Source organism: Phycisphaerae bacterium (assembly GCA_019636475.1).
GTDB lineage: Bacteria > Planctomycetota > Phycisphaerae > UBA1845 > UTPLA1 > JADJRI01.
Window position 1 is genome coordinate 240,006 of the sequence record JAHBXN010000006.1, and the last position, 21,103, is coordinate 261,108.

Genomic DNA, 21,103 nt, shown 5'->3' on the forward strand with positions numbered 1-21,103 from the left:
CTGCCAGGTTCTGGTTGTCTTCAGCCAATCAGTCAAGTCGAAGCCGCTGCAGCCGAAGGGCGTTCAGTACCACGGTCAACGAACTGACCATCATCGAGGCGGCGGCAAGCATCGGTGAAAGCCTTCCGGCTGCCGCGAGCGGGATCATCAGGACATTGTACGCGAATGCCCAGACCAGATTCTGCCGGATGATTCGTCGCGCGGCACGGGCCAGTTGCACCGCATCGGCAACGAGCTGTGGGGTGGACCCGACGAGCTGAATCCCCGCCGCGTCGCATGCGGTCTGAGCGCCTGCGGCAAACGCGATCCCGACATCGGCCGATGCGAGCGCCGCGGCATCATTGATCCCGTCGCCAACCATTGCGACCTTGTCGCCATTCTGCCTGGCCGCACGGATGCGCTCGATTTTGCCTTCGGGTGTAACCTCGGCCGTGAGGTCGACTTCATCGATCCCCAGTTCGCGGGCGACGTGCTGCGCGGCGGCCAGCCGATCGCCGGTGAGCATCTCGCTCCGAATGCCAAGACGTTTAAGGCGTTCGATCGCCGCTCGGGCGGAGGGGCGAATGGAATCGCGAAGTTCGATTGTCCCCACCGGTGCCTTATCCGCCCAGATGCCGACAACCGAGACGGCATCGCTTGTGCTCGGAAGTTGGTGGGCGCGATCATTTCCGCCTTTACCAATAAGGATTTCGCGGCCGTCGATTGTCGCAGAAACGCCTCGGCCGGGCATCACGTTGAACTTCTCGGGCTCAGGGAGCGACAGTCCGCGTCGCAGGGCTTCGGCGACGATCGCGCTGGCCAGCGGATGGGAGGAGAATTGCTCGGCCCCGGCTGCCAATTGGAGCAATTGTGATTCGTTCATCGGGGCCTTCGGCGCCATGTGAACGACATGCGGCCTGCCGGATGTGAGCGTTCCGGTTTTGTCCCAGATGACGCGCTCGATCGCGCCAGCGCGTTCGAGCGTGGCGGCATCGCGAACGAGGATGCCGCGAAGGGCTGCGAAGCCGGTCGCGACCGCCACCACCGTCGGCGTGGCCAGTCCAAGGGCGCAAGGACATGCCACGACCAGAACCGCGGCTGTTGCCTGAGCCGCATCGGCAGCGCGCGCGGCGCCGGCGAAGAACAGCCAACCGGCGAATGTCGCAACAGCGACTGCGACCACGATGGGTACGAACACGCCTGCGACCTGGTCCGCCAGCCGTTGCGAGTCGGTTCGACTGGCCTGCGATTGCTGGACCAGTTCGACGATTCTGCCGAGCGCCGATCGTGCTCCGGTCGTCGTCGCTCGAACGACGATCTGCCCCTCGACCACTTGCGAGCCGCCAAGAATCCGGTCGCCCGGTCCGCGGCGAACAGGCATCGGCTCGCCGGTCATGAGACTCTCGTCCACGGCGGCCCCCCCCTCAATCACTTCACCGTCGACGGGAATCGGTTCGGTCGGCGGTACGTTGATTTCGTCGCCGGTGCTGATCTTCTCGACCGGCGTGGCCACCCACTGTCCTTCGCGCCGGACCAGCGCGGTGCGGGGCGCTCGCCGGGCGATGGCTGCAAGGGCGTCCGCCGTTCGGGCCTTGGCCCGGGCTTCGAGGTACCTTCCGACACAGACGAGTGAGAGAATCATCGCGGCCGCATCGATGTGAATGAAGGCTGAATCGTGGGCGATGAAGATTCCGTAAAGGCTGCTCAAGAGTGCCGCGCACACACCCAATGTCACCAGCAAATCCATGTTGCCGACTCTGTGGATCGCGGCGCGCAGGCCCCCGACGAGGATGGGAGCGGCCCCCGGACTCAGGGCCATCATGACAAGCAGGATGAGCTGCATGTACCGGGCGGTGATCTGCTTGTCGAAAGAATGCCCCCAGAGCCAGTGCATGCCGTGGTCGAGGAACATGACAGGCAGGGCGAGTCCGACGGCCTGGATCATTCCCTGTCGCTGGCGCCGGATTGTTTCCCGCGAGTCGCCACCTTTGGCCATGTGGTCAAGCAGTTGTCGCCCGCCCGCGATGACTTCCGCGTCGTAACCGGCGGCGCGGACCGATTCGATGAGCGCGGCTTGCACGGCATTTCGATCCGCTGATGCCTGGCCGGTGGAGCCGGGCTGGCCCGCTTGATCGGTCGGAAGGCCGACGACCGCCGTCTCGGCGAGCAGATTCACCGCCGCGCTCTGGATGCCGGGAACTCGTCGGAGCGCGGATTCCACGCGAGCGGCGCACGCGCCGCAGGTCATGCCGATGATACGAAGCTGGCACTCCTGCCCAGCGATGCTCAAGCGGTGGCTCCTGTCGGGGCGCTTCCGGCGGAAGCATCTTTCACCGTGCGAAATCCTGTGACGGTGTACCCGGCGGCCGTAACGGCGGCAACGAGGCGGGCGATCGTCGTGGCGGATTCTTCAATCGCGACGGCTGCCCGGCCGGCACTGAGAGTGATGTCGCATTGTGCTGCGCCGGCCTGAACCAGGGCATTCCGAACGATGGTCACACAGTGGTCGCAGGTCATTCCGACGATGTCGAGGGTGTATCGTTTCACGCGGCGTCCTCTGCCTTCGGTTGAACTGATCCTCGGCGCAATTGCTCGATCGATCCCGAAAGCACTTAAGAAGTTTAGTGATGCGAAGCGAGGAACGCCAAACCCCGCGACAGGATGGTCAGACGACGAATGCTTCGTGGCAGATGGATTCGAGCACGTTTTCAAGCAAATCCGCCGCGTTGACCGCCGTGAGTAGATCGACCTGCTCGGCTTTATCGCCGCCGATGGCGGGTTTGACGCGGCCGGCCTCCGGCCCATCGGTGGTGACCTGCAGTCGCGCGCGTGTTTTCATGAACAGTTCCGGCCAGATGAGGCTGCCGAGCGTGACAACCGGAGCGACATGAATCTTTCCGTAAGTCGGCTCGCCGTCATACTCGAGCGCGTGTTCGAGCATTGCGGCCGGGACTTCGCCGGTGCGGTAGCCACAGGCGGCGAGGTGTGCCAGGTGCGACTGATCCAGGCAGACGAGGCTGGTGACATCGAGCGGCACGACGGACACCGGCAAGCGCGAACCGAGAATGCGTGCCGCGGCTTTCGGGTCCCGATGAAAATTAAACTCGACATGATTGCTGACATCGCCACGACACCAAACCGCGCCGCCCGTGAGGAAAATTCGTCGGACTTTCCTCAGGAGCTCGGGTGTGCTTTCGAGGATGGCGGCCGGATTGGATGGCGGCCCGAGACAGACGATGACCAGTTCGCCCGGGGCGGCCGAAATGGCCCGTTCGTACACCCTCTCGAAGTGTTCGGGAGTTTGCGACGTCGGTGATGGCTGCGGACGGCCGCCGAGACCGTCTGCGCCGAACAGATGTCGCCGGTCCTTCAGATCGGGTCCGGATTGCTCCAACCCCAGGCCAATTATCGGCGATTGAGGCGGCTTGAGTGCGTCGAGGACACGACCGATGTTGGACATCGCCTGGTTGAGAGAGACGCTTCCGGCTGTTCCGACGATGGCGCGCACCTCAACAGCCTGGGAGGCGACAGCCAGCGCGAGGGCCGCGGCGCTGTCGGCAACCATGTCGGTGTCGATAAGAATTGGAGTCGCCATCTCGCGCTCCATTCGGCGGATCCGGCGAAGATTCAGCCGGTGAGGCCATGCAACGAAGTCTCGAGATTCGCAATCATAAACGACGTGCCTATTATCAAACTGGGATTCGCCGCGGTCAATGTAAATACGCGTGAACTTGCCTGAACATCAAGAATGTCAGAGAGTTGGAAGGGTGGTTGCCGCATGGAGCGCAATCGCGAATTGACGGCCGCGGGAGACGGCGTGATCCAATGTCGGACACTTTCGAACAACTGACATCTCTCGTCGTCCACGGTCGTGGTCTCAGTGCTTCGCAGACTGCCACTGCTGTGGGAGCGATCATGGCCGGCGGCGCGACCGACGATGAAATCGAGCGGTTCTTGCGAGCGATGGCCGCCAAAGGCGAGTCGATCGAGGAACTGGTCGGTGGTGCGTCAGCGATGCGACAACACGTTTCGCGCGTGGAGTGCCGTCACCCCGACGCCATCGACACCTGCGGTACCGGTGGAGATGGAATCAGCACGTTCAATGTGTCGACGGCCGCGGGCATCGTCGCGGCTGCGGCCGGCGCGCGGGTCGCCAAGCACGGCAATCGAACCAACTCTCGCCGGAGTGGCTCGGCCGAGGTGCTGATTGCGCTTGGCGTTCAGATCGACGTCCCGCCCTCCGTCGTGTCACGCTGTCTGGATGAACTCGGCATCGGCTTTCTATTCGCGGCCAAGCTGCATCCGGCTATGGGGCGGGTTGCGCCGATCCGGCGAAAAATCGGAACGCCGACGTTTTTTAATCTACTTGGCCCATTGGCCAACCCCGCCGCTGTTCGCCGACAGATCATCGGAGTCCCACGGCTACATCTGGTACCGCTGATGGCCGACGCACTGCGGCGGCTCGGGGCGGTTCGCGCGATGGTGGTCAACGGTGACGACGGCCTATGTGATTTCACCATCACCGGTCCGAGCAGATTCGCGGAGCTACAGGACGGTCAAATCAGGATCCGAACGATGGACCCCGAGGCAGCAGGCCTCGCCGTTCAGCCGATTAAGCTCCTGCGCATCGATAGCCCGGAGGAAAGCGCCGAGATGATCCGTGCAATTTTTGCCGGTGCTCGGGGTGCTGCCCGCGATCATACGCTGCTCAACGCGGCTGCGGCGCTGGTGGTCGCCGGGTTGTCGCCGGATTTCGCGGAGGGGGCGAATCGGGCGGCGGCCGCGATCGACAGCGGAGATGCGGGTCGGGTACTCGAGGGGCTCGTCAGATTGACTAATGATTCAAAAAGTTGACCGGTGATTGGCCTTTTGGAGCGGGGGATACGCGGGTTTCGCGGTTGATTTCCGTGGCTTGCCACCCGATAGCTGCGGCTCCGATGGCTGCCTTTTGGGGAAAACCCGGGGGTTGCAAGTTCGGTACCAGAGCTTATGATACTTGGTTCGATTATTTTCGGCGGATTCCTGGAAGTGGGCCGGACGCGGTTCGACGGCACGTCATGCGCCGCAACCGGAAACGCCGTGAGCCTCATCGATTGGAGAACTACCTCGAATCATGGATACGACCCTCGACCTTTCGACAATTTTCGAGCAGGAACGATTTGACGCCAACGCATACGAAACACTGAAAGACGTTGCCTTCTCCGGCAAGGAGTCGGTGAACCGATTTCAGGAGCTGGTCTCCGACCTGGAGCGGAATGCTCGCGCCGGGGCTGTCGATACAGGCCGCGCCGCGCTGAAGCTGGGCATGTGCTATCTGCTGCTGAATGCCGGCGACCGTGCAATTCAGTGGCTGTTAAAGGCGGAGGATAGCTCCGACAAGTTCAAGTACCTGGGCATCGCATTTCGCGATCAACGGCGTCATCGGGAGGCCCTGTCGGCGTTCGAGTCGGCCGTGGAACGCGCCGAGGACAAGCTCGAATGCCGCTGCCAGGTTGCCGAGAGCTACATTCTGTTGGATGAAGTCGAGAAGGCCGGCGCGATTCTCGATCAAACGTCCGATGCCGGTCGGGAGTCGGCGCAGTGGCACTATACGCGCGGCCGCTATCTGCATGCCACGGGGGATCTGGATGGTGCGATGAGCGAATTCGAGCGCGCTCTGGCGCTGGATGAGCGCCATGCCTATGCGAATTTCCATCTCGCATACCTCTGCGACCTGCATGGAAGCGACGAGCGGGCGCGTGAACTTTACCTTCGGGCCACTGATCAGCCCTACATTCATCTTCACGCGCTGATGAATCTCGCGATCATTTACGAGGATCACGCTGAGTACGAGAAGGCTGTTGACTGCATCAAGCGGATTTTGGCGGTTGATCCCTCGAACTTGCGAGCTCGCCTTTATCTGAAGGACGTGATGGCGGCCGGCGACATGATGATCGACGAATTCCAGATGCAGGATTCGGAGCGGCGGAACGCCGTTCTCGAGATTCCCGTCACGGATTTCGAGCTGTCTGTTCGGAGCCGGAACTGCCTGAAGAAGATGAACATCCACACGCTCGGCGATCTACTTCGCACGACGGAGCTTGAATTGCTGTCGTACAAGAATTTCGGCGAAACGTCGCTGAAGGAGATCAAGGCGATGCTCGCCCAGAAGGGGCTCGTCCTTGGCCAACTGGCCCATGAGCGAAAGTCCGCTGCGTTGCCGGTTGCCACGATGGCAGTGCCGCTCCGCCCGGTTAATCCGGAAGTGCACACCAAGCCCGTCGCCTCGCTGCAATTGTCGGTCCGTTCGCGAAAGTGCCTCCAGGGATTGGGTATCTCGACGCTGGGCGATCTGGCCGGCCGGACCGAGGCGGAATTGATGTCGGCACGGAACTTCGGCCAGACATCCCTCGACGAAATCAAGAAGTGTCTTTCGGAATATGGTCTGGCGCTTCGCGAAGGTTGATCGATTCGCGTCCGCGTGTCCGGCAACGAACGGCGAGCGGGCCATTGAGGATGTTGCGGCAACGCCGCCCCGCGCATGTTGAAGGAGCTGTGCGTTGGCCGATCGCAGGCGAGCCCGAAAGGCATGGAGGCGTTTTAAGCGCGCGGTGCTGCGCAAGGCGGGAATCCGGCGGGCGGCGTTTGTGGCAGGCTGCGCCACGCTGATTCTCTGGGGCTGTTACTGCATTCGCGACGGGGGGCGTTCCTGGTTTGGCCCGTCCGGGCAGCCGGAAGAATCGCCACCCACTGTCGCGGTCGACCGCACCATCCGCGTGCGTCTGAACGACGGGAAGTCCGGCGCATCGATTCGGCTTCGCGTCACATCGCCCTTCGACGTCGTCGCCACAAGTACGAATCAACTGCTGAAATCGTATGACGGTCCGATGGCATCTGCCGTCGTCGGCGCGGCACCAGGCGGCATCATGCTCGGCGGCGATCGCATTGCGTCGACTGATGTGCTCATCAAGCCGAAACGGGACGCCGCGATTGTCGTCGGAGACGATACCTATCGCGGCAACCTCCGGCTGCACGTTGACGACGGCCGCGTGATGCTCACGAACCATGTCGCACTTGAATCCTATCTTCGCGGCGTGCTGCGCGGCGAGTTGCCCGGCCATTTTCACCCGGAAGCATTCAAGGCCCAGTGCGTCGCAGCCAGAACCTATGCCGTGTATCAGAAACTCGGAACGCCTCCAGCGCGCGACTGGGACGTGCTCGATCACGAAGGCAGCCAGATGTACATCGGCGTTCGCGGCGAAGAGGCCAAATCAGATGCGGCCGTCGCGGCGACAACCGGGGAGATCTGCGTGTATGAGGAGGGGGGTAAGGAGCAGATTTTCTGCACCTACTACTCATCCACCTGCGGCGGCGTCACTCAGCCTATTTCGCAGTTCAAGCCGAATGATCCGCGCGTGCCACCCCTTGTCGGCAATATCATCTGCACGGACTGCTATCTGTCTCGCCTGTATCGTTGGGAGCCAGTCAAGCTCACTCACGAAGAAGTCACCAAGCGAATCGTTGCTCGCTATCCGAGCGTCAAGCGCATTGGCCGGATCGTTCGGCTGCGACCGAAGGAAGTCGGATCGGACGGCCGCATCGTCCGGATCCAGCTGGATGGTTCAAACGGTGAAAATGAAACGCTCGTCGGCGAGGACTTTCGACTGTGCATCGGCGGACGTGCGCTGAAATCCACCTGCTTTGCGATTGAGAACGGCCCGGGGTATTTCGTTTTTTCCGATGGTAAGGGCTTCGGCCACGGATGCGGGCTATGTCAATACGGCATGGAGACCAAGGCACTTCGCGGCATGACCTATCGCGAGATTCTCAGCTTCTATTATCCGACCTCAAGGATCAAAAAGCTCTACGAATAAGCCACGCGGCGTCGACCTCCAGTCGCTCGCTCAATTCGTAGTGTGGGATCACGGGTGATCGGTGGTCGAGTTCCACCATGTACCGCGGAGACTGAATGTGGCCAGGCCGATTCAAAGGAAAAGCAGCTCCCGTCTGTCTCATCTCAGTCCGCGCGGCGCGGCGCGAATGGTTGATGTCTCGGCGAAGGCCGTGACGGCGCGACGGGCCGTCGCTTCCGCGGAGCTTCGCGTCTCGCCCGACACACTGCGTCTGATCCAGGACGGCAAAATGCTTAAAGGTGACGTCGCGGCGGTCGCTCGAATCGCTGGTATTCAGGCCGCCAAGCGCACGAGCAGTCTGATTCCGTTGTGCCACCCGCTGCCGATTCATGGGGTGGATGTGGAAATCAAGCTTCAGCCTCCTGATCGGATTCGCATTGTCGGCTCCGTGACGGTCGAGGCGCGCACGGGCGTCGAGATGGAGGCACTCACGGCCGTTAGTGTCGCAGCGCTGACGGTGTATGACATGTGCAAAGCGGTCGATCGCGGAATCACCATCGGGCCGATCCGGCTCGACGAAAAATCCGGCGGCGGATCCGGCGAATGGCGTCGATAAACCGGTGATACCGATCGCGCGATTCGACGGTCGATAATCAGCCGAGGAATCGTCGGAGGGCCATGCACCTTCCTGCCCAGTCTGGATGCAACGACCGCGAAATTGACCTGAATACGCGTGCACTGTCCTCCGCGCTTTCAAAAATAATGAAACGACGCGGGCTGCATTGTGAGCCGATCGGGCGGTTCCTTACAATTCTGCAAGGCGACGATAGCACGGTCGCGGTGAGCGTCATGAAATCGACGATCGATTTAGCCAGCCCAGTCTCCGATTCGCTTGAACGAGTCATTGAATTATTTGATGCCGAGATTCGGTCTGATCTGCCGTTCGTCAATCGATTGACGGAACAGGTTCGACGCTATCGCGGCAAGCTGCTACGGCCGAATCTCCTGCTGTTGTCGGGCGAAGCGACGGGGCGGATCGAGCACGATCATCTTGTTCTCGCGGCTGTCGTCGAAATGGTGCACATGGCGACGCTAGTGCACGATGATGTGCTCGATGAGGCTGACGTCCGCCGGCGCAATGTGACGATCAACCGGATGATCGGAAACGAAGGCGCCGTGCTGCTGGGCGATTATCTCATTTCCCATGCCTACCATCTTTGCAGTTCGCTGGGTTCGACCTGGGCGTCGCGGCGCGTGGCAGCCGTGACCAATATCGTGTGCGAAGGCGAACTGATGCAGATTGATAACCGCGGCAATCTCGAACTGACCGAAACCGAATACTATGAGATTATTCGGCGCAAGACGGCGGCACTCACGGGCCTTTGCTGCGAGTTGGGGGCGGCGGTTTCGGGAACGACCGCCGACGTGGTTGAGTGCATGACGGCCTTCGGGACCGAGCTGGGCATGGCGTTTCAGATTGTGGACGACCTGCTCGATCTGACCGGGTCCGAGGCGGAAACCGGCAAGTCAGTCGGCCGCGATGCCGATCTCGGCAAGCTCACCCTGCCGCTCATCCGCTATCTGGAGCAGGCCGATTCGACCGGCCGCGCGGCGCTTCGGGAGATTCTCTCGTCCTCGTCAACTGACCGATCGGAGCGCATTCGGACACTCATCGCGGACTCGAATTGCGTCGAACAGGCGCTGGATGCGGCGCGAGCGAGAATTCAATTCGCACTTGATCGACTCGCCTGCCTCCCGGAATCGACAGCGAAGGCCCGGCTCATTGCGGCGGCCGAGTTCGTCGTGCAACGGCGGGTGTAGCACGCGGCCGATGACCCGCCATGGCGGGTCCACACACCATGAGGCAAATCCCGATTGAAAGCTGATCGCAATCCAGACGGCGCGACCGAGAGTCCTCGATACAATTGCGTAGAGTTGCATCCAGTCATAGGGCTGTTGGCGAGGAAAGGCTCCGTATGCGCACGTTCATCGCAATTGATGCTTCGGAAGCGCTTCGGCTGCGTCTGTCCGAGACCCAGTCGCGCATACGGAAGGCCGTGCCGAATCTCAAGTTCGTTCCGGACCATCAGCTTCATTTGACCTTGAAGTTTCTGGGTGACATGGATGTGGAACCGAATGGGTCGGCCTCAGGCAATGGCCCGCTTGGCGAACTGATGCGGCAGCTCGCGTCGGTTTCCCGGGGGCGCGGTCCGTTTGAAATTGTTCCGAGGGAACTCGGCACGTTCGGGCCGCGCGGCAGCGTGTCGGTGTTGTGGGCCGGCTTCAGTGATCCGAGCGGCGAACTGCATCGACTGCATTCGGATCTGGAATGGGGACTGTCTCAAATTGGTTTTCCGCCCGAGGATCGGCCGTTCAAGCCGCATCTGACTCTGGCCCGAAACAAGAATCCAAACCTCAGCCGGCACATTCTGAAGGCATTGGCCGGCGAACCGCCGTTCAGGCTGGCTCCGATGCGCGTCACGTCGATGACGCTTTATGAATCCACACTTCGGCCGGAGGGGCCCGTCCATACCGTGCTGGCGAGCTACGAGTTTGAGGGGCAAGCTGGCAGGGGCGTTGCGAACTGATGGTGCGGGATTGTGATCGAATGTGCGCGCCCGATCAATTTCGCCCGGGCTTCGATTCCTCGCTCGCGCGCTCGGGCGGCGGCGTGTTGGACATGACCTGTCGCACGAACAGCTCTAGCGAGCCGATGGTCGATGTTTCCAGTTCCGATTGCAGAAACTCCGACTTCAGTCTGTGGAATCTCTCGTTGCGTAATTCCTGGACAATCTCGGGCTGCACTTCCTCGAATGATCGCACGCGCGCTTCTTCGACTTTGCCGACTTTTACGATGAAGAAGCTCTTTGACGCTTCAATGATCGGGCTGACTTCACCTTCTCTCATCTGCATGAAGTGCTCATAGGGCGTCTTCCAGCGACCCGCCATCGGTGAACGGAGCGCTCCCCAGAAGCCGCCGTCCTCCTTGTGGGGCCCGTGCGACCGCACTCTCGCGACTTCCTCGAAGTCCTTGCCGCTGTTCAACTCGCGCAGGGCGGCCTCGGCCTCGTCGCGCGCCAATTGAGCGGCAAGTCGCTCCTCCTCCGGCAGCGGAGGCCGCTTGCGCAGGAGTATGTCGCGTTCGAAGAAGGCGGCGATGGGAATATCAATAAGGTAAAGCTCTCGCGAGGCGACAATCGTGTAATCCGCGATGTGCTCCTGATAGTACTTGTATAGCTCACGTTTGCTCGGTGCGGGAATTCTGGGCAGCAGGCGTTCGCGAAGATACGAATCGACAACAATGACTCGCCGCAGTCTTTGCTTGACGCTTTCGCGCGAGGTTTTCTTCTTTTGAAGGTGATTCTCGTACTCCGTTTCCAGGCCGTGAAACTCGCGGCCGATGCGCTCGCGCTCCATCTGCTCGATTGCTTTTTTGATTGCGGGTTCCATCTCCGTGGTGATCGACTGCGACGCCCGGCGATAGATGAGCAGGTGCGCGACGGCGTCGACGATCTGCTGTCGGACAAGCTCCAGTACGCGCCGATAGTACAGTTCCTCGGTCAGCGAAGCCGCCAGTTTGTCGATTTCCGGTTGAATGGGTTCAAGTATGTCGTTGACCGTGATGATTTCGCTATTGACCATGAGGCCGTCGGAGAGCACGGCATGGATCGGGGCGGTCGGTGAACCGTCGTCGTCGGCGGCCGGCTGGGCGGATTGTGAAGTGGGGGCGGAGTCATTTTGCGATCGGCGTTCGGCCCAGCGTTCCGCGACATCGCGGTTTTGGCCGTCATCCTTCTGGCAGGCGCCGAATGCGACGAACTGACACACGGCAATCGCCGTCAGAAACGACGTACGCTGGCGATCGCGATGCTTGACCATACCGCGAAATTGTACCGACGCGGGCGGCGGCGTAAATCCGTGCAAAACGAGCCCGCCGATGCCCACCGCGTTGACATCGCGCGCGGCGGCCGACAAGCTAGTGAACAGCCTGGAACGATCCGGGTGTTCAGGTTGCAGCGCGATCGTGACTCAAGTGGGCACGGCGCGATGCTCATGGAAATTTCCGCCTCGGTGGACGAAGGGTCGCCGCAGCTTTGGACTTTGCATGAATCAAGCCTCGCCGCCCAATCCGCGAATCGCCGTCCTCGTGCCATGTTTCAATGAAGCCGCCACGATCGACAAGGTCGTGCGCGATTTTCGACGCGAACTGCCGGAGGCAACCGTCTACGTTTTCGACAACAACAGCGACGACGACACCGCCGCCATCGCCGGCCGTGCGGGCGCGGTCGTCATGTACGAAAAACGGCAGGGCAAGGGCTTTGTCGTCGCTGCAATGTTCGAGAAAGTGGATGCCGATTTTTACATCATGGCCGACGGAGATGACACGTACCCGGCCGAGCAGGTCCGGGCGATGCTCGCACCGGTCCTCCAAGGCCGTGCGGATATGGCGGTCGGCGTGCGTCAGGCCGTGGACCAGTCGAAGGCCTATCGACGATTTCACGTGCTGGGCAACTGGCTGGTTCGTTCGCTCATCAACTTCATCTTCGGCAGCCGACTGCACGACATCATGAGCGGCTACCGCGCGTTCACACGCGAGGTGGCCAAGAGCATTCCGATCATGGCCTATGGTTTCGACATCGAAACCGAGATGACCGTGCAGTGTCTCTATCGCAAGTGGGTGATACGCGAAGTGCCTGTCGAATATCGCGAGCGACCCGAGGGCAGCGTCTCGAAGCTGAGCACCTTTCGCGATGGCTTCAAGGTGATCCGCCGGATACTCGCTTTGTTTCGTTCTTATAAGCCGCTGACTTTCTTTGGCGGGATGGGCATTTTCTTCTTTGTACTCAGTCTTGCGAGCGGGCTTTGGGCATGGTTCGGCGGATGGAGCGACAATTCCGGCTATCGACTCTCGGTCATCATCGGGTCGGCGACGCTGATGGCGATGAGTCTGGGCGCTGTGGCCATCGGCGTGATCGTGCAACTCGTGAATTTCCGTTTCCTCGAACTCGACTCCGTGCTTCGTCGGCGGGCGAAGCGCGCGGAGCCCTGATTCTGCCGCGATTAGTACCTGCCGAATGGAGTGGTAATCATGGCGCAGCACGTCGATCTATCCGCTCGTCTTCTCGCGGCCGCGGACGACGCGAGCCGGCAACTTAATCAGCCCGCGATCGATGCCCGTCGCATCGACGACGCCATCACCAACGCGATCGATCCCAGAAAGCTCATCGATAATTTTGCCGAGGCCTGGCGTACGACGAACGATATGGCCCGCGCAATACTCGAAACCCACGGCTTCGCGACGGCTTTGTCACGTCTGGCCGTCGACGCGCGGGCGGGCGTCTGCCCGGATGAGATTGAGTCGGCGCCGCTGGCGAATACGGACCGCTATTTGCTCGCCGAGGGTCGCATCGCGGCGCGGGCATTCAGTCCGACATTCGCGGAGCCGCTCCGAGCGCCGAGGCAGGTAGCGGACGGCGTGGAGAGTGCGGTTCGTGCGTTTCTTTCCGGCGCGGAGGAAGACGCGCTTGGCGTGCTATATCGCCAGGATGTATCCGATTATATGAATCATTGGCTTGCGACCGATGCACCGACGATCGATGGATACATCCGGCAACACTTCGGGACGGACGGTCCGAGGTACATGATCAACAGCGGTATTGGCGCGAATGAGCAGTTCAACTACTTCGTTTCCGAGGTGGCCAATTCAAGGCCTGACAGGCGTGTGACATGGCTGCTGGCCAATTCGCCGCGCGACATCCTGTATCTGCCCGCGGACGCGACTGTGCATAACACGCTGTTTGTCGAGTTTTCCCGGAGCGGCATCACGCAGGAAACCGTCAAGCAGCACGAACTGACCCCGCGCGGAGCAAAACGAATTGTCTTCGCAAACAGCGGCCCGTTGCTGGACCTCGCGAAACGCGACGGCAATCTCATTCTCGAATTACCGAGCGAGGTCTCCGGTCGATACGGACGAAACAAAACGCCGATTCTGATGGCGCCAATGTATATCTCCGGATTGGATGTCCCGGCATACTGGGCGACGATTGATACGGCTTGTCGGGCAATGCCGTTGTCGGATCCGGCTTCGTTGCCGGTTGTCGCGGCCCGCTACATTCGCACGCAGCAGCTGCGACGCGGAATCAACCACATCTATCTCGGCGCCAACGATCCACGACTGCTCCGAAGCGCCGATGAATTCTGCCAATTCTGGAACGAAGGCGTCAATCGCGATGGCAATGACATGACCATGTCGCGATACCTCGGCCTGCCGCGAGACTCCCATATGAATCTGGAGGCGATATTGGGCACCAGCGAACACAAGCTCGCGATCTTTCTGCTGCGAACAGGTAACCCGGCGCGGCATGACGGGATGAAAGCGCCCAACCCAATGCCAACGGGGCATCCGCTGCTTCTGGCGGGCGCCGATGCGATTGACTCGGCGCACAAGGGGCTCACGGCGGCCGATGTCGATCTCATCCTGGCGCTGGCAAACGTCAAGCGGTGCAGCGAGAAAATGCCGACCCTGCTGATCACCGTGGATGCACCGAGTCTCGAAGCATCCGCGTGGCTCGGCCAACTCTGGGCGGACATCACGCTGGTCTATTCGAGATTGATCGGCGTGGACGCCGGATCAAATCCGGAGGTTAAGGCGGTTCGCACGCGCGCCGCCCAATGGCTTGCGGACAAGGGCGCGGCAATGAATCTGCTGAGCCAGCGATCCTGAATGGTCCTCATGTGCGGCGCAGGCGACCGGCGGGTTTGCGGGATTATCACATTGCATGGAGGCGCGCCGGCGCTAGAATGGTCGTCGGGATTTTCGTCGGATGTGAGGGTGCGACGTTGAAGCCGAAGATCGGGATCGTGAATCATGGAGATTGCATCAGTGGCATGAAGATGCTTGACGCCGGATGCGTCGATCTCGTTTTTGCAGATCCCCCCTTCAATATCGGATATGAATACGACAGCTACGACGATCGGCAGGATCGAGAAAGATATTTATCATGGTGCCGGGATTGGATGGCCGAGGTGTATCGCGTTCTGAAGCCGGACGGCACCTTCTGGCTTGCGATCGGTGATGAGTACGCTGCGGAGCTGAAGCTCATTGCCCAGAACGCGTTTCCGACCATTCCCCTGAACGCCAACTGCGGCGCACCGGACGAAGGCCGCCAATGCGCGGTGGCCCGCGAAGCCGGCGCGAGCCCCTTCCAGGTCGGCAAACGGCGCAAGCCCGTCGTGAAAGGGGGGGCTTCAAGTCAAACCGGCGGATTCCACTGCCGAAGCTGGGTCATCTGGTATTACACCTTCGGCGTGCATTGCCAGAACAAGTTCACTCGGAGCCATGCCCATCTCTTCCAACTCGTCAAGGATCCCGCGCGGTTCACTTTCAACGTCGACGCGATACGAGTGCCATCTGCGCGGCAGCTTGTCTACGGCGATAAACGCGCCAACTCCACGGGCCGCACGCCGGATGACACTTGGATCATCCCGCCGGCCGTGACCAACCAGAAGGATGAAGCCGCGACCTCCGTGCGCGATCGATCGTCCAGCCACCTGCGAACGGCATCGACGGTGGACGGTTTCACGCTGCGGCCGCAGGATATACCCGATCGGTTCGAGGCCGATTCCGACACGTGGTATTTCTCTCGCGTCGCAGGCACCTTTAAGGAGCGCGAGGGCTGGCACGGTTGCCAGATGCCGGAGCAGTTGCTGGGGCGCATCATCCGGGCGTGCAGCAATGAAAACGAGTTGGTGCTTGATCCTTTTTCGGGAAGCGGCACGACGCTCGCCGTTGCGAGAAAGCTCGGCAGAACGCCGATCGGTTTCGAGATGTCCGAACAGTATGCCATGCACGCACAGCGACGGCTTTCCGCCGTCTCGCCGGGCGATCCTCTCGACGGGGCGGCGGATCCGCTTACCAGTGCGCCCCTCACGTCGAACGGAAGAAAGCTAAGAGATGTTCAAACGCGCGGGATTGCCCAGCGCAGGCGATAGACCCGTCAGGCATCCCGGGTGTGGAATGCGCCGTCCCAGCTTTGAGTCGTTGGACGCATCGCGGTACGGCCGCGCCAGATAAGGGGGATCGCTTGGAACAGGAAGTTTACGATCGATGCCGGAATCATGCCGCGTTCGTGCGCCGCGAAACGCGCGGTCTCCTGCGAATCAGCGGCGAAGACCGCGCCGGGTGGCTCTCGAATCTTGTCACCAATGTGCTGACAACGCTCAACCCTGGAGAAGGTAACTACGCATTCGTCGTGAATGTCAAGGGTCGGACACAGTTTGATCTGAATATCCTCGTCCGGCCCGACTGCCTCTTGCTCGATATTGATCGACGCTGGATTGAATCGGCCGCGAAGTTTCTGCATCGATACATCGTTGTTGAGCGCGTCGAAATTCGCGATGAAACGAATTCGATCCGCCGTGCTGCAATCATCGGTCCCAGGGCGCACGAGGCGGTTGAAAGGCTCGGCTTGGGGAACCTCACGCCGATGGCGTGGCTGCAGAACGTCGATGCCGATTGGGACGGCTCGCCTGTCCTCATGTTCCGGCACGACTTCACCGGCCAGCCCGGAGCGGAGTTTGTCGCCTTCGGTGCCCGTGCGCCTGAAGTGATCGACCGGGTTCGAGCCGCGGTTGCCTCGATCGGCGGCATCGAAATCGACACATCCATGGCCGACACGCTGCGCATCGAAGCCGGGATTCCGGCCAGCGTCGAAGACATAGACGAAGAGGTGATCCCGCCGGAGACAGGGCAGATCGAGCGAGGCATCAGCTATCACAAGGGCTGCTACCTGGGACAGGAGGTCATCGAGCGGATGCGCTCACATGGCGTACTCGCCCGAATGCTGGTCGGAGTGAAGTTCGATGCCGCCGCGTCAGCCGATCTCCGGCCTCTGCCGCGATCCACGCCGCTCCATGTGGGCGAGACCGAAGTGGGGAGGACGATGTCGAGCTGCATCAGTCCGGCGCTGAATCGCGCCGCGCTGTCTTTGGCATATGTCAAATCGGCTCAGGCCCGGCCGGGGACCAGGCTGACCGCTCGAACCGCCGACGGCGATATCACCGGCGAAGTCGTCAAGCTGCCGCTCTGACGCGGGTTGGATGCGCTCGTTGGAACCTGCGATCGAGGATCGTCACATTCGCTTGAGAGTCTGCTTCGCGCCTTTTGCGTCGGAGATTTGAAGCGTTCGCGAGAAGCTGTTGTAAGTCGCGTTGTACACGCGAGCTTCCTTTCCCGCTTGTTTCAGCTCGAGCTTGAACCCGTTGAATGCATAGCTCCCGTTGAGCACCTGCCCTTCGCTTCCGGGGCGCTTGGCGTAGGCGGTGAACGTCTTGTCGTCCTTGAAAGTGGCTCGCGCGATATGAAAGTCGGCCCCTTCGGGCATGGCGCCACCGTCGTACGCGCCGGAAATGGCGGAGCTGCATCCGCCCCCGCCAAGGCTCATCAGACTGCCGAGCAAAATGGCAACCCACGCTGAGCGTTTGACTCGATTCATGGACCACATCCCTCGAATAACGTTTAGGCCGTAGACAACCAGCCTGTTTCGAACGACGCTAACTCTGTCCTTCGTTGCTGTCAAACGCGGGGCGCTCGCCTTTCGGATTCGGCCCGCTGCATGGTGTCCGGTTCGACAAACTGGATGACAGGTGCGCGCAAATTCCGGCGGAATCGGCTACAATGGCGGTTGATGATCCGACCGCCGGTCGGTGATGGGAAGACTCATCGCCGCTTCGGGTGTCGCGACGCATGGGATTCACGCCAAACGGGAATGGAACGTGGACTCTGAACTCCACCACCCCCACGATCCGGACTCGTCCGCGCCGTCGGAGCGCTCCGCCGACCAGCTGCTGCCCGAGGTGTATGACGAGCTACACGCCCTTGCGGAACGATTTCTTTTCCGCGAACGGCCGGATCACACCCTCCAGCCCACCGCGCTGATCAACGAAGCCTACCTGCGCCTGTCCGAAAAAAATAGCGATACTTGGAACGATCGGTCTCATTTCGTCCTGATCGCCGCCCGAGCGATGCGCCAGATACTGGTGAACCATGCTGTCCACCGCGGCGCGCAAAAACGGGGCGGAAACTGGCGTGAGATCGCGCTGGACGAGGCCGTTGCTATTTTCAGCGGAACCTCGATCGACATCATTGCCCTCGACGAAGCGCTGGCCAAACTCTCGGAACTGGACGAAATCCAGGGTCGGATTGTCGAACTTCGCTATTTTGGCGGCCTCACGACCGACGAGGCGGCCTCGGTGCTCGGCTTGTCGGTCCGCACACTGGAGCGGGAGTGGAGCATGGCGCGGGCCTGGCTTCGGCGCGAGCTGGATGACACCGGGGGTTGATGCGATCCTCACGAGAGATCATGCATGCCCGGAACGCGATGGCGACGGACCAAGACGATCTTTCACGCGGCGATCGATCTGCCGGCCGATCGTCGCGATGAGTTTCTCTCCGGCGTTTGCAATGGGGATGCGTCGCTCCTCTCTGAGGTGCGCTCACTTCTCACGCACCATGAGCGGCAGGGCGCCGAACACGGTCCCCCCGACGCACGGTCCGTCGCGCTTGCGTTTGAACGCGCCGAGATCAACGCCCGAATCGGCTCGCGGATTGGTCCATACGAACTCGATCGGCTGATCGATGCCGGCGGCATGGGGAAGGTGTATCTCGCTCACCGGGTCGACGGCCAGTTTGAACGCTCCGTCGCCATCAAGATTATCCGCCGCGGATTCAACAACGACGAGATGCGCCGGCGCTTCCGGAACGAGCAGCGCGCGCTGGCCGCACTTGATCATCCCAATATCGCCCGCCTCATTGATGGCGGCATCACTTCGGATGATCTTTCGTATCTGGTCATGGAATATGTCGAAGGCCGGCCCATCGACGAATACTGCAACTGGCGACGTCTTTCGGTCGAATGTCGGCTCGAGCTTTTCCGAGCGGTTTGTTCGGCCGTTCACTACGCACACCAGCGTTTGGTTATTCATCGTGATTTGAAGCCGAGCAATATTCTTGTGACGGCCGACGGCATTCCGAAACTGCTTGATTTCGGCATCGCGAAAGTCATGGATGGGCAAAACGACGGTGACGATGCCGCATTCACCACACGCATCAACTCTGTTCCGTTTCTGACACCGGAATACGCACCGCCCGAACAGCTTCGCGGCGAGGGCATCACCACCGCCGGCGACATCTATTCGCTTGGAGTGATACTGTTTGAGCTGCTTTCAGGTCGTCGGCCGCATCTTCGCGCGGGGCGATCACAGATGGATTTCGCGGCGGAGATATGCGAGCGAGAGCCGGAGCGCCCCAGCGCGGTCTGCGGGGCGGCGGCCCGGGACCGCGGCATGCAGCCGGCAGCATTGAGTCGAAGGCTCTCCGGCGATCTGGACAACATCTGCCTCATGGCGCTGCGCAAGGAACCGCGTCGCCGCTACGGCAGCGCCGAACAGCTTGCCGAGGACCTGCGGCGGCATCTGGACGGGCGCCCGGTCATCGCGCGGCGCGACACGTTCGGGTATCGGGCCGCGAAATTCGTTCGCAGGAATCGACTGGCCGTTCTGGTTTCGACGCTGTTCCTCGGTGCACTGGTCGGCGGGTTGATATTCGCCGTTTACACGCTGGGTGAGGTTCGGCGCGCGCAGGATCGAACCCTGGTGATGAATCAGTTTCTGAAGCGGATGATCGCTGAGGCGGACGTCAACCAGGCCGGCCATGATCTGACGGTGCTTGAGATGCTGAACCGCGCGGGCGATCGCGTCGCACGAGATTTCAAGGAACATCCGGATGTCGAGGCCGGATTGCACGCCGCAATCGGAAGTGCCTATCTCAGTTTGCGATTGTCCGAGGCCGAGCCGCACCTCCGAGCGGCCTATGAGATTCGCCGCCGGCTGTATGGCGATCGAAATCAGGATACGGTCGACAGCCTGCACGACCTGGCCATCATGCACTTCCAGAAGGGCGAATTGGACGAGGCCGACCGCAAGGCATCTGCTGCTCTGGACGCACAACGATCATTGACCGGAGAAATCAACGAGTCGTTTGCGTCGAAGCTCGACGATCTGGCCGTGATTGTCCGCAACAAGGGCGAGTATCAACGTGCCGAGCCGTTGTATCGGCGTGCACTGGCTCTGAAGCGTCATCTCTTCGGCCCGTCACACGTCGAAACAGCCCAGACTTTGAATAACTACGCACTGCTTCTCAAGCTGCGGGGCGATCTGGGCCGGGCTGAGCACATGTATCGCGAGGCCATTGACGTGCGCCGGCGCGGCGGAGGCGGCGAACATCATGCGCTCGCCACCACGCTGAATAATCTTGCGGCGCTGCTTCATGCCAAGGGTTTTGATGACGAGGCGGAGCCGCTCTACCGGGAGTCGCTTGCTTTGCAGGAGCGACTGCTTGGCAGTGAACACCCCTCGACCGCGTTGACTGAAAATAATCTCGCGATGCTCCTTCTCTCCGCCGGTCGCCTCAAGGAAGCCGACGCGCTGTTTCACCACTCACTCAAGGCGCACCGGGAACGACTGGGCGAACGACACGCACAGGTCGCGACCCTGATATTCAATCTTGGCAGTTTGTATCAGCAGCAGGCCCGATTTGATGAAGCGGAACGACTGTATCAACAGGCGTATGAAATTCGGCGGGTCGCCCTCGGGCCCGATCATCCGGATGTCGCGACCAGCCTGGCCGGGCTGGGAAGCCTCGCAATCGATCTGAAGCGATTTGATGAGGCTCGTCGCTTCCTGACGGATGCCCTGGCCATTCGACGGCAGCGCTTCCCCGAGGGTCACGCCAGTGTCGCCGCGGGAATTGACCAGTTGGCCCGATTGAATCTTGCGATCGGCGCGGTGGATGATGCCGAGCGGGACGCGCGCGAGGCCCTGGCGCTGAGGGAAGGCCATTTGCTCGCGGGCCATCCGGACATCGGTGCATCCCATGTGCGACTCGGGAGCGTGCTTGCAAAGCGCGGCTGCATGGCCGAAGCCCGCCGGCAGGTCATCCAGGGAATCGCGATCCTGCGGGCGCGGGTGCGGCCCGGTCATCCGGCGCTCGTTCCGGCGCTGACGGAACTTGGTCGAATCGCCTTCGTTGAAGGCGACATGCGCGTCGCGCGATCGAGCTTGGAAGAAGCGCTTCAAAATGGGCAGGCGCTCTACGGATTGCAGCACCCCGACGTTCAGGAAATAGTGGCGCAGTTGGAGAAGCTGCCGCCGATCGACTCGGCCGTGGAGAGCGAGCCGTCCCATCGCCGATTCGCCCGGTGAATCGGAAATGCAATCGCAGATAAAACGCTCGA

Annotated in this window: 16 protein-coding genes; 12 read left to right on the plus strand and 4 right to left on the minus strand. The window is 61.2% G+C overall.

The features are described 5' to 3' along the window. Positions 1-28: 28 nt before the first annotated feature. Together cadA and KF841_11690 are read right to left on the minus strand one after the other, a co-directional pair. Entirely contained in the window at positions 29-2,269 is a 2,241-nt protein-coding gene (gene cadA / locus KF841_11685) for a cadmium-translocating P-type ATPase (protein ID MBX3396017.1), read from the minus strand. Beyond that, positions 2,266-2,784 (minus strand): heavy-metal-associated domain-containing protein, encoded by a 519-nt coding sequence (locus KF841_11690; protein MBX3396018.1) that lies wholly within the window; start codon positions 2,782-2,784, stop codon positions 2,266-2,268. Before KF841_11690 ends, cadA begins: the two co-directional genes overlap by 4 nt. A 1,020-nt stretch (positions 2,785-3,804) precedes the next feature. On the opposite strand from KF841_11690, the gene trpD reads away from it, so the two are divergent. The 6 genes from trpD to thpR all read left to right on the plus strand — a co-directional run bounded on the left by trpD (position 3,805) and on the right by thpR (position 10,399). Continuing rightward, on the plus strand, positions 3,805-4,833 hold the full coding sequence (gene trpD / locus KF841_11695; protein MBX3396019.1) for an anthranilate phosphoribosyltransferase: 1,029 nt from the start codon (positions 3,805-3,807) through the stop codon (positions 4,831-4,833). Positions 4,834-5,092: 259 nt separating this feature from the next. Next, the gene (locus tag KF841_11700) at positions 5,093-6,424 is read left to right on the plus strand and encodes a tetratricopeptide repeat protein (protein MBX3396020.1); all 1,332 of its coding nucleotides are present in this window, start codon (positions 5,093-5,095) and stop codon (positions 6,422-6,424) included. A gap of 94 nt (positions 6,425-6,518) precedes the next feature. Beyond that, complete coding sequence (locus tag KF841_11705; protein ID MBX3396021.1) at positions 6,519-7,832, plus strand: SpoIID/LytB domain-containing protein; 1,314 nt, start codon at positions 6,519-6,521, stop codon at positions 7,830-7,832. A gap of 166 nt (positions 7,833-7,998) precedes the next feature. After that, positions 7,999-8,427: a cyclic pyranopterin monophosphate synthase MoaC gene (moaC, locus tag KF841_11710; protein MBX3396022.1), complete on the plus strand. Its 429-nt coding sequence runs from the start codon at positions 7,999-8,001 to the stop codon at positions 8,425-8,427. Between the two features lie 233 nt (positions 8,428-8,660). Further along, the gene (locus KF841_11715; GenBank protein MBX3396023.1) at positions 8,661-9,632 is read left to right on the plus strand and encodes a polyprenyl synthetase family protein; all 972 of its coding nucleotides are present in this window, start codon (positions 8,661-8,663) and stop codon (positions 9,630-9,632) included. Positions 9,633-9,787: 155 nt separating this feature from the next. Further along, positions 9,788-10,399, plus strand: coding sequence for an RNA 2',3'-cyclic phosphodiesterase (gene thpR, locus KF841_11720; protein MBX3396024.1), 612 nt, complete (start codon positions 9,788-9,790; stop codon positions 10,397-10,399). 34 nt (positions 10,400-10,433) lie between these two features. On the opposite strand, the gene KF841_11725 is transcribed toward thpR, so the two are convergent. Further along, positions 10,434-11,690 (minus strand): peptidyl-prolyl cis-trans isomerase, encoded by a 1,257-nt coding sequence (locus KF841_11725; protein MBX3396025.1) that lies wholly within the window; start codon positions 11,688-11,690, stop codon positions 10,434-10,436. Between the two features lie 226 nt (positions 11,691-11,916). Here KF841_11725 and KF841_11730 point away from each other — a divergent pair, with 226 nt between their 5' ends. From KF841_11730 to KF841_11745, 4 genes are all read left to right on the plus strand, one after another. Then, positions 11,917-12,861, plus strand: a complete 945-nt coding sequence (locus KF841_11730) for a glycosyltransferase (protein ID MBX3396026.1) — start codon at positions 11,917-11,919, stop codon at positions 12,859-12,861. A 39-nt stretch (positions 12,862-12,900) separates the two neighbouring features. Next, entirely contained in the window at positions 12,901-14,535 is a 1,635-nt protein-coding gene (locus KF841_11735) for a hypothetical protein (GenBank protein ID MBX3396027.1), read from the plus strand. 116 nt (positions 14,536-14,651) lie between these two features. Continuing rightward, positions 14,652-15,803: a site-specific DNA-methyltransferase gene (locus KF841_11740; protein ID MBX3396028.1), complete on the plus strand. Its 1,152-nt coding sequence runs from the start codon at positions 14,652-14,654 to the stop codon at positions 15,801-15,803. Positions 15,804-15,895: 92 nt separating this feature from the next. Next, the gene (locus tag KF841_11745; GenBank protein ID MBX3396029.1) at positions 15,896-16,900 is read left to right on the plus strand and encodes an aminomethyltransferase family protein; all 1,005 of its coding nucleotides are present in this window, start codon (positions 15,896-15,898) and stop codon (positions 16,898-16,900) included. 42 nt (positions 16,901-16,942) lie between these two features. Here the strand turns inward: KF841_11745 and KF841_11750 are convergent, their stop codons facing one another. Continuing rightward, positions 16,943-17,305, minus strand: a complete 363-nt coding sequence (locus tag KF841_11750) for a hypothetical protein (GenBank protein ID MBX3396030.1) — start codon at positions 17,303-17,305, stop codon at positions 16,943-16,945. A 214-nt stretch (positions 17,306-17,519) separates the two neighbouring features. Between KF841_11750 and KF841_11755 the strand changes: the two genes are divergently transcribed. Next, the gene (locus KF841_11755; protein ID MBX3396031.1) at positions 17,520-18,152 is read left to right on the plus strand and encodes a sigma-70 family RNA polymerase sigma factor; all 633 of its coding nucleotides are present in this window, start codon (positions 17,520-17,522) and stop codon (positions 18,150-18,152) included. A gap of 24 nt (positions 18,153-18,176) precedes the next feature. Beyond that, positions 18,177-21,071, plus strand: a complete 2,895-nt coding sequence (locus KF841_11760; GenBank protein MBX3396032.1) for a serine/threonine protein kinase — start codon at positions 18,177-18,179, stop codon at positions 21,069-21,071. The last annotated feature ends 32 nt before the right edge of the window (positions 21,072-21,103 follow it).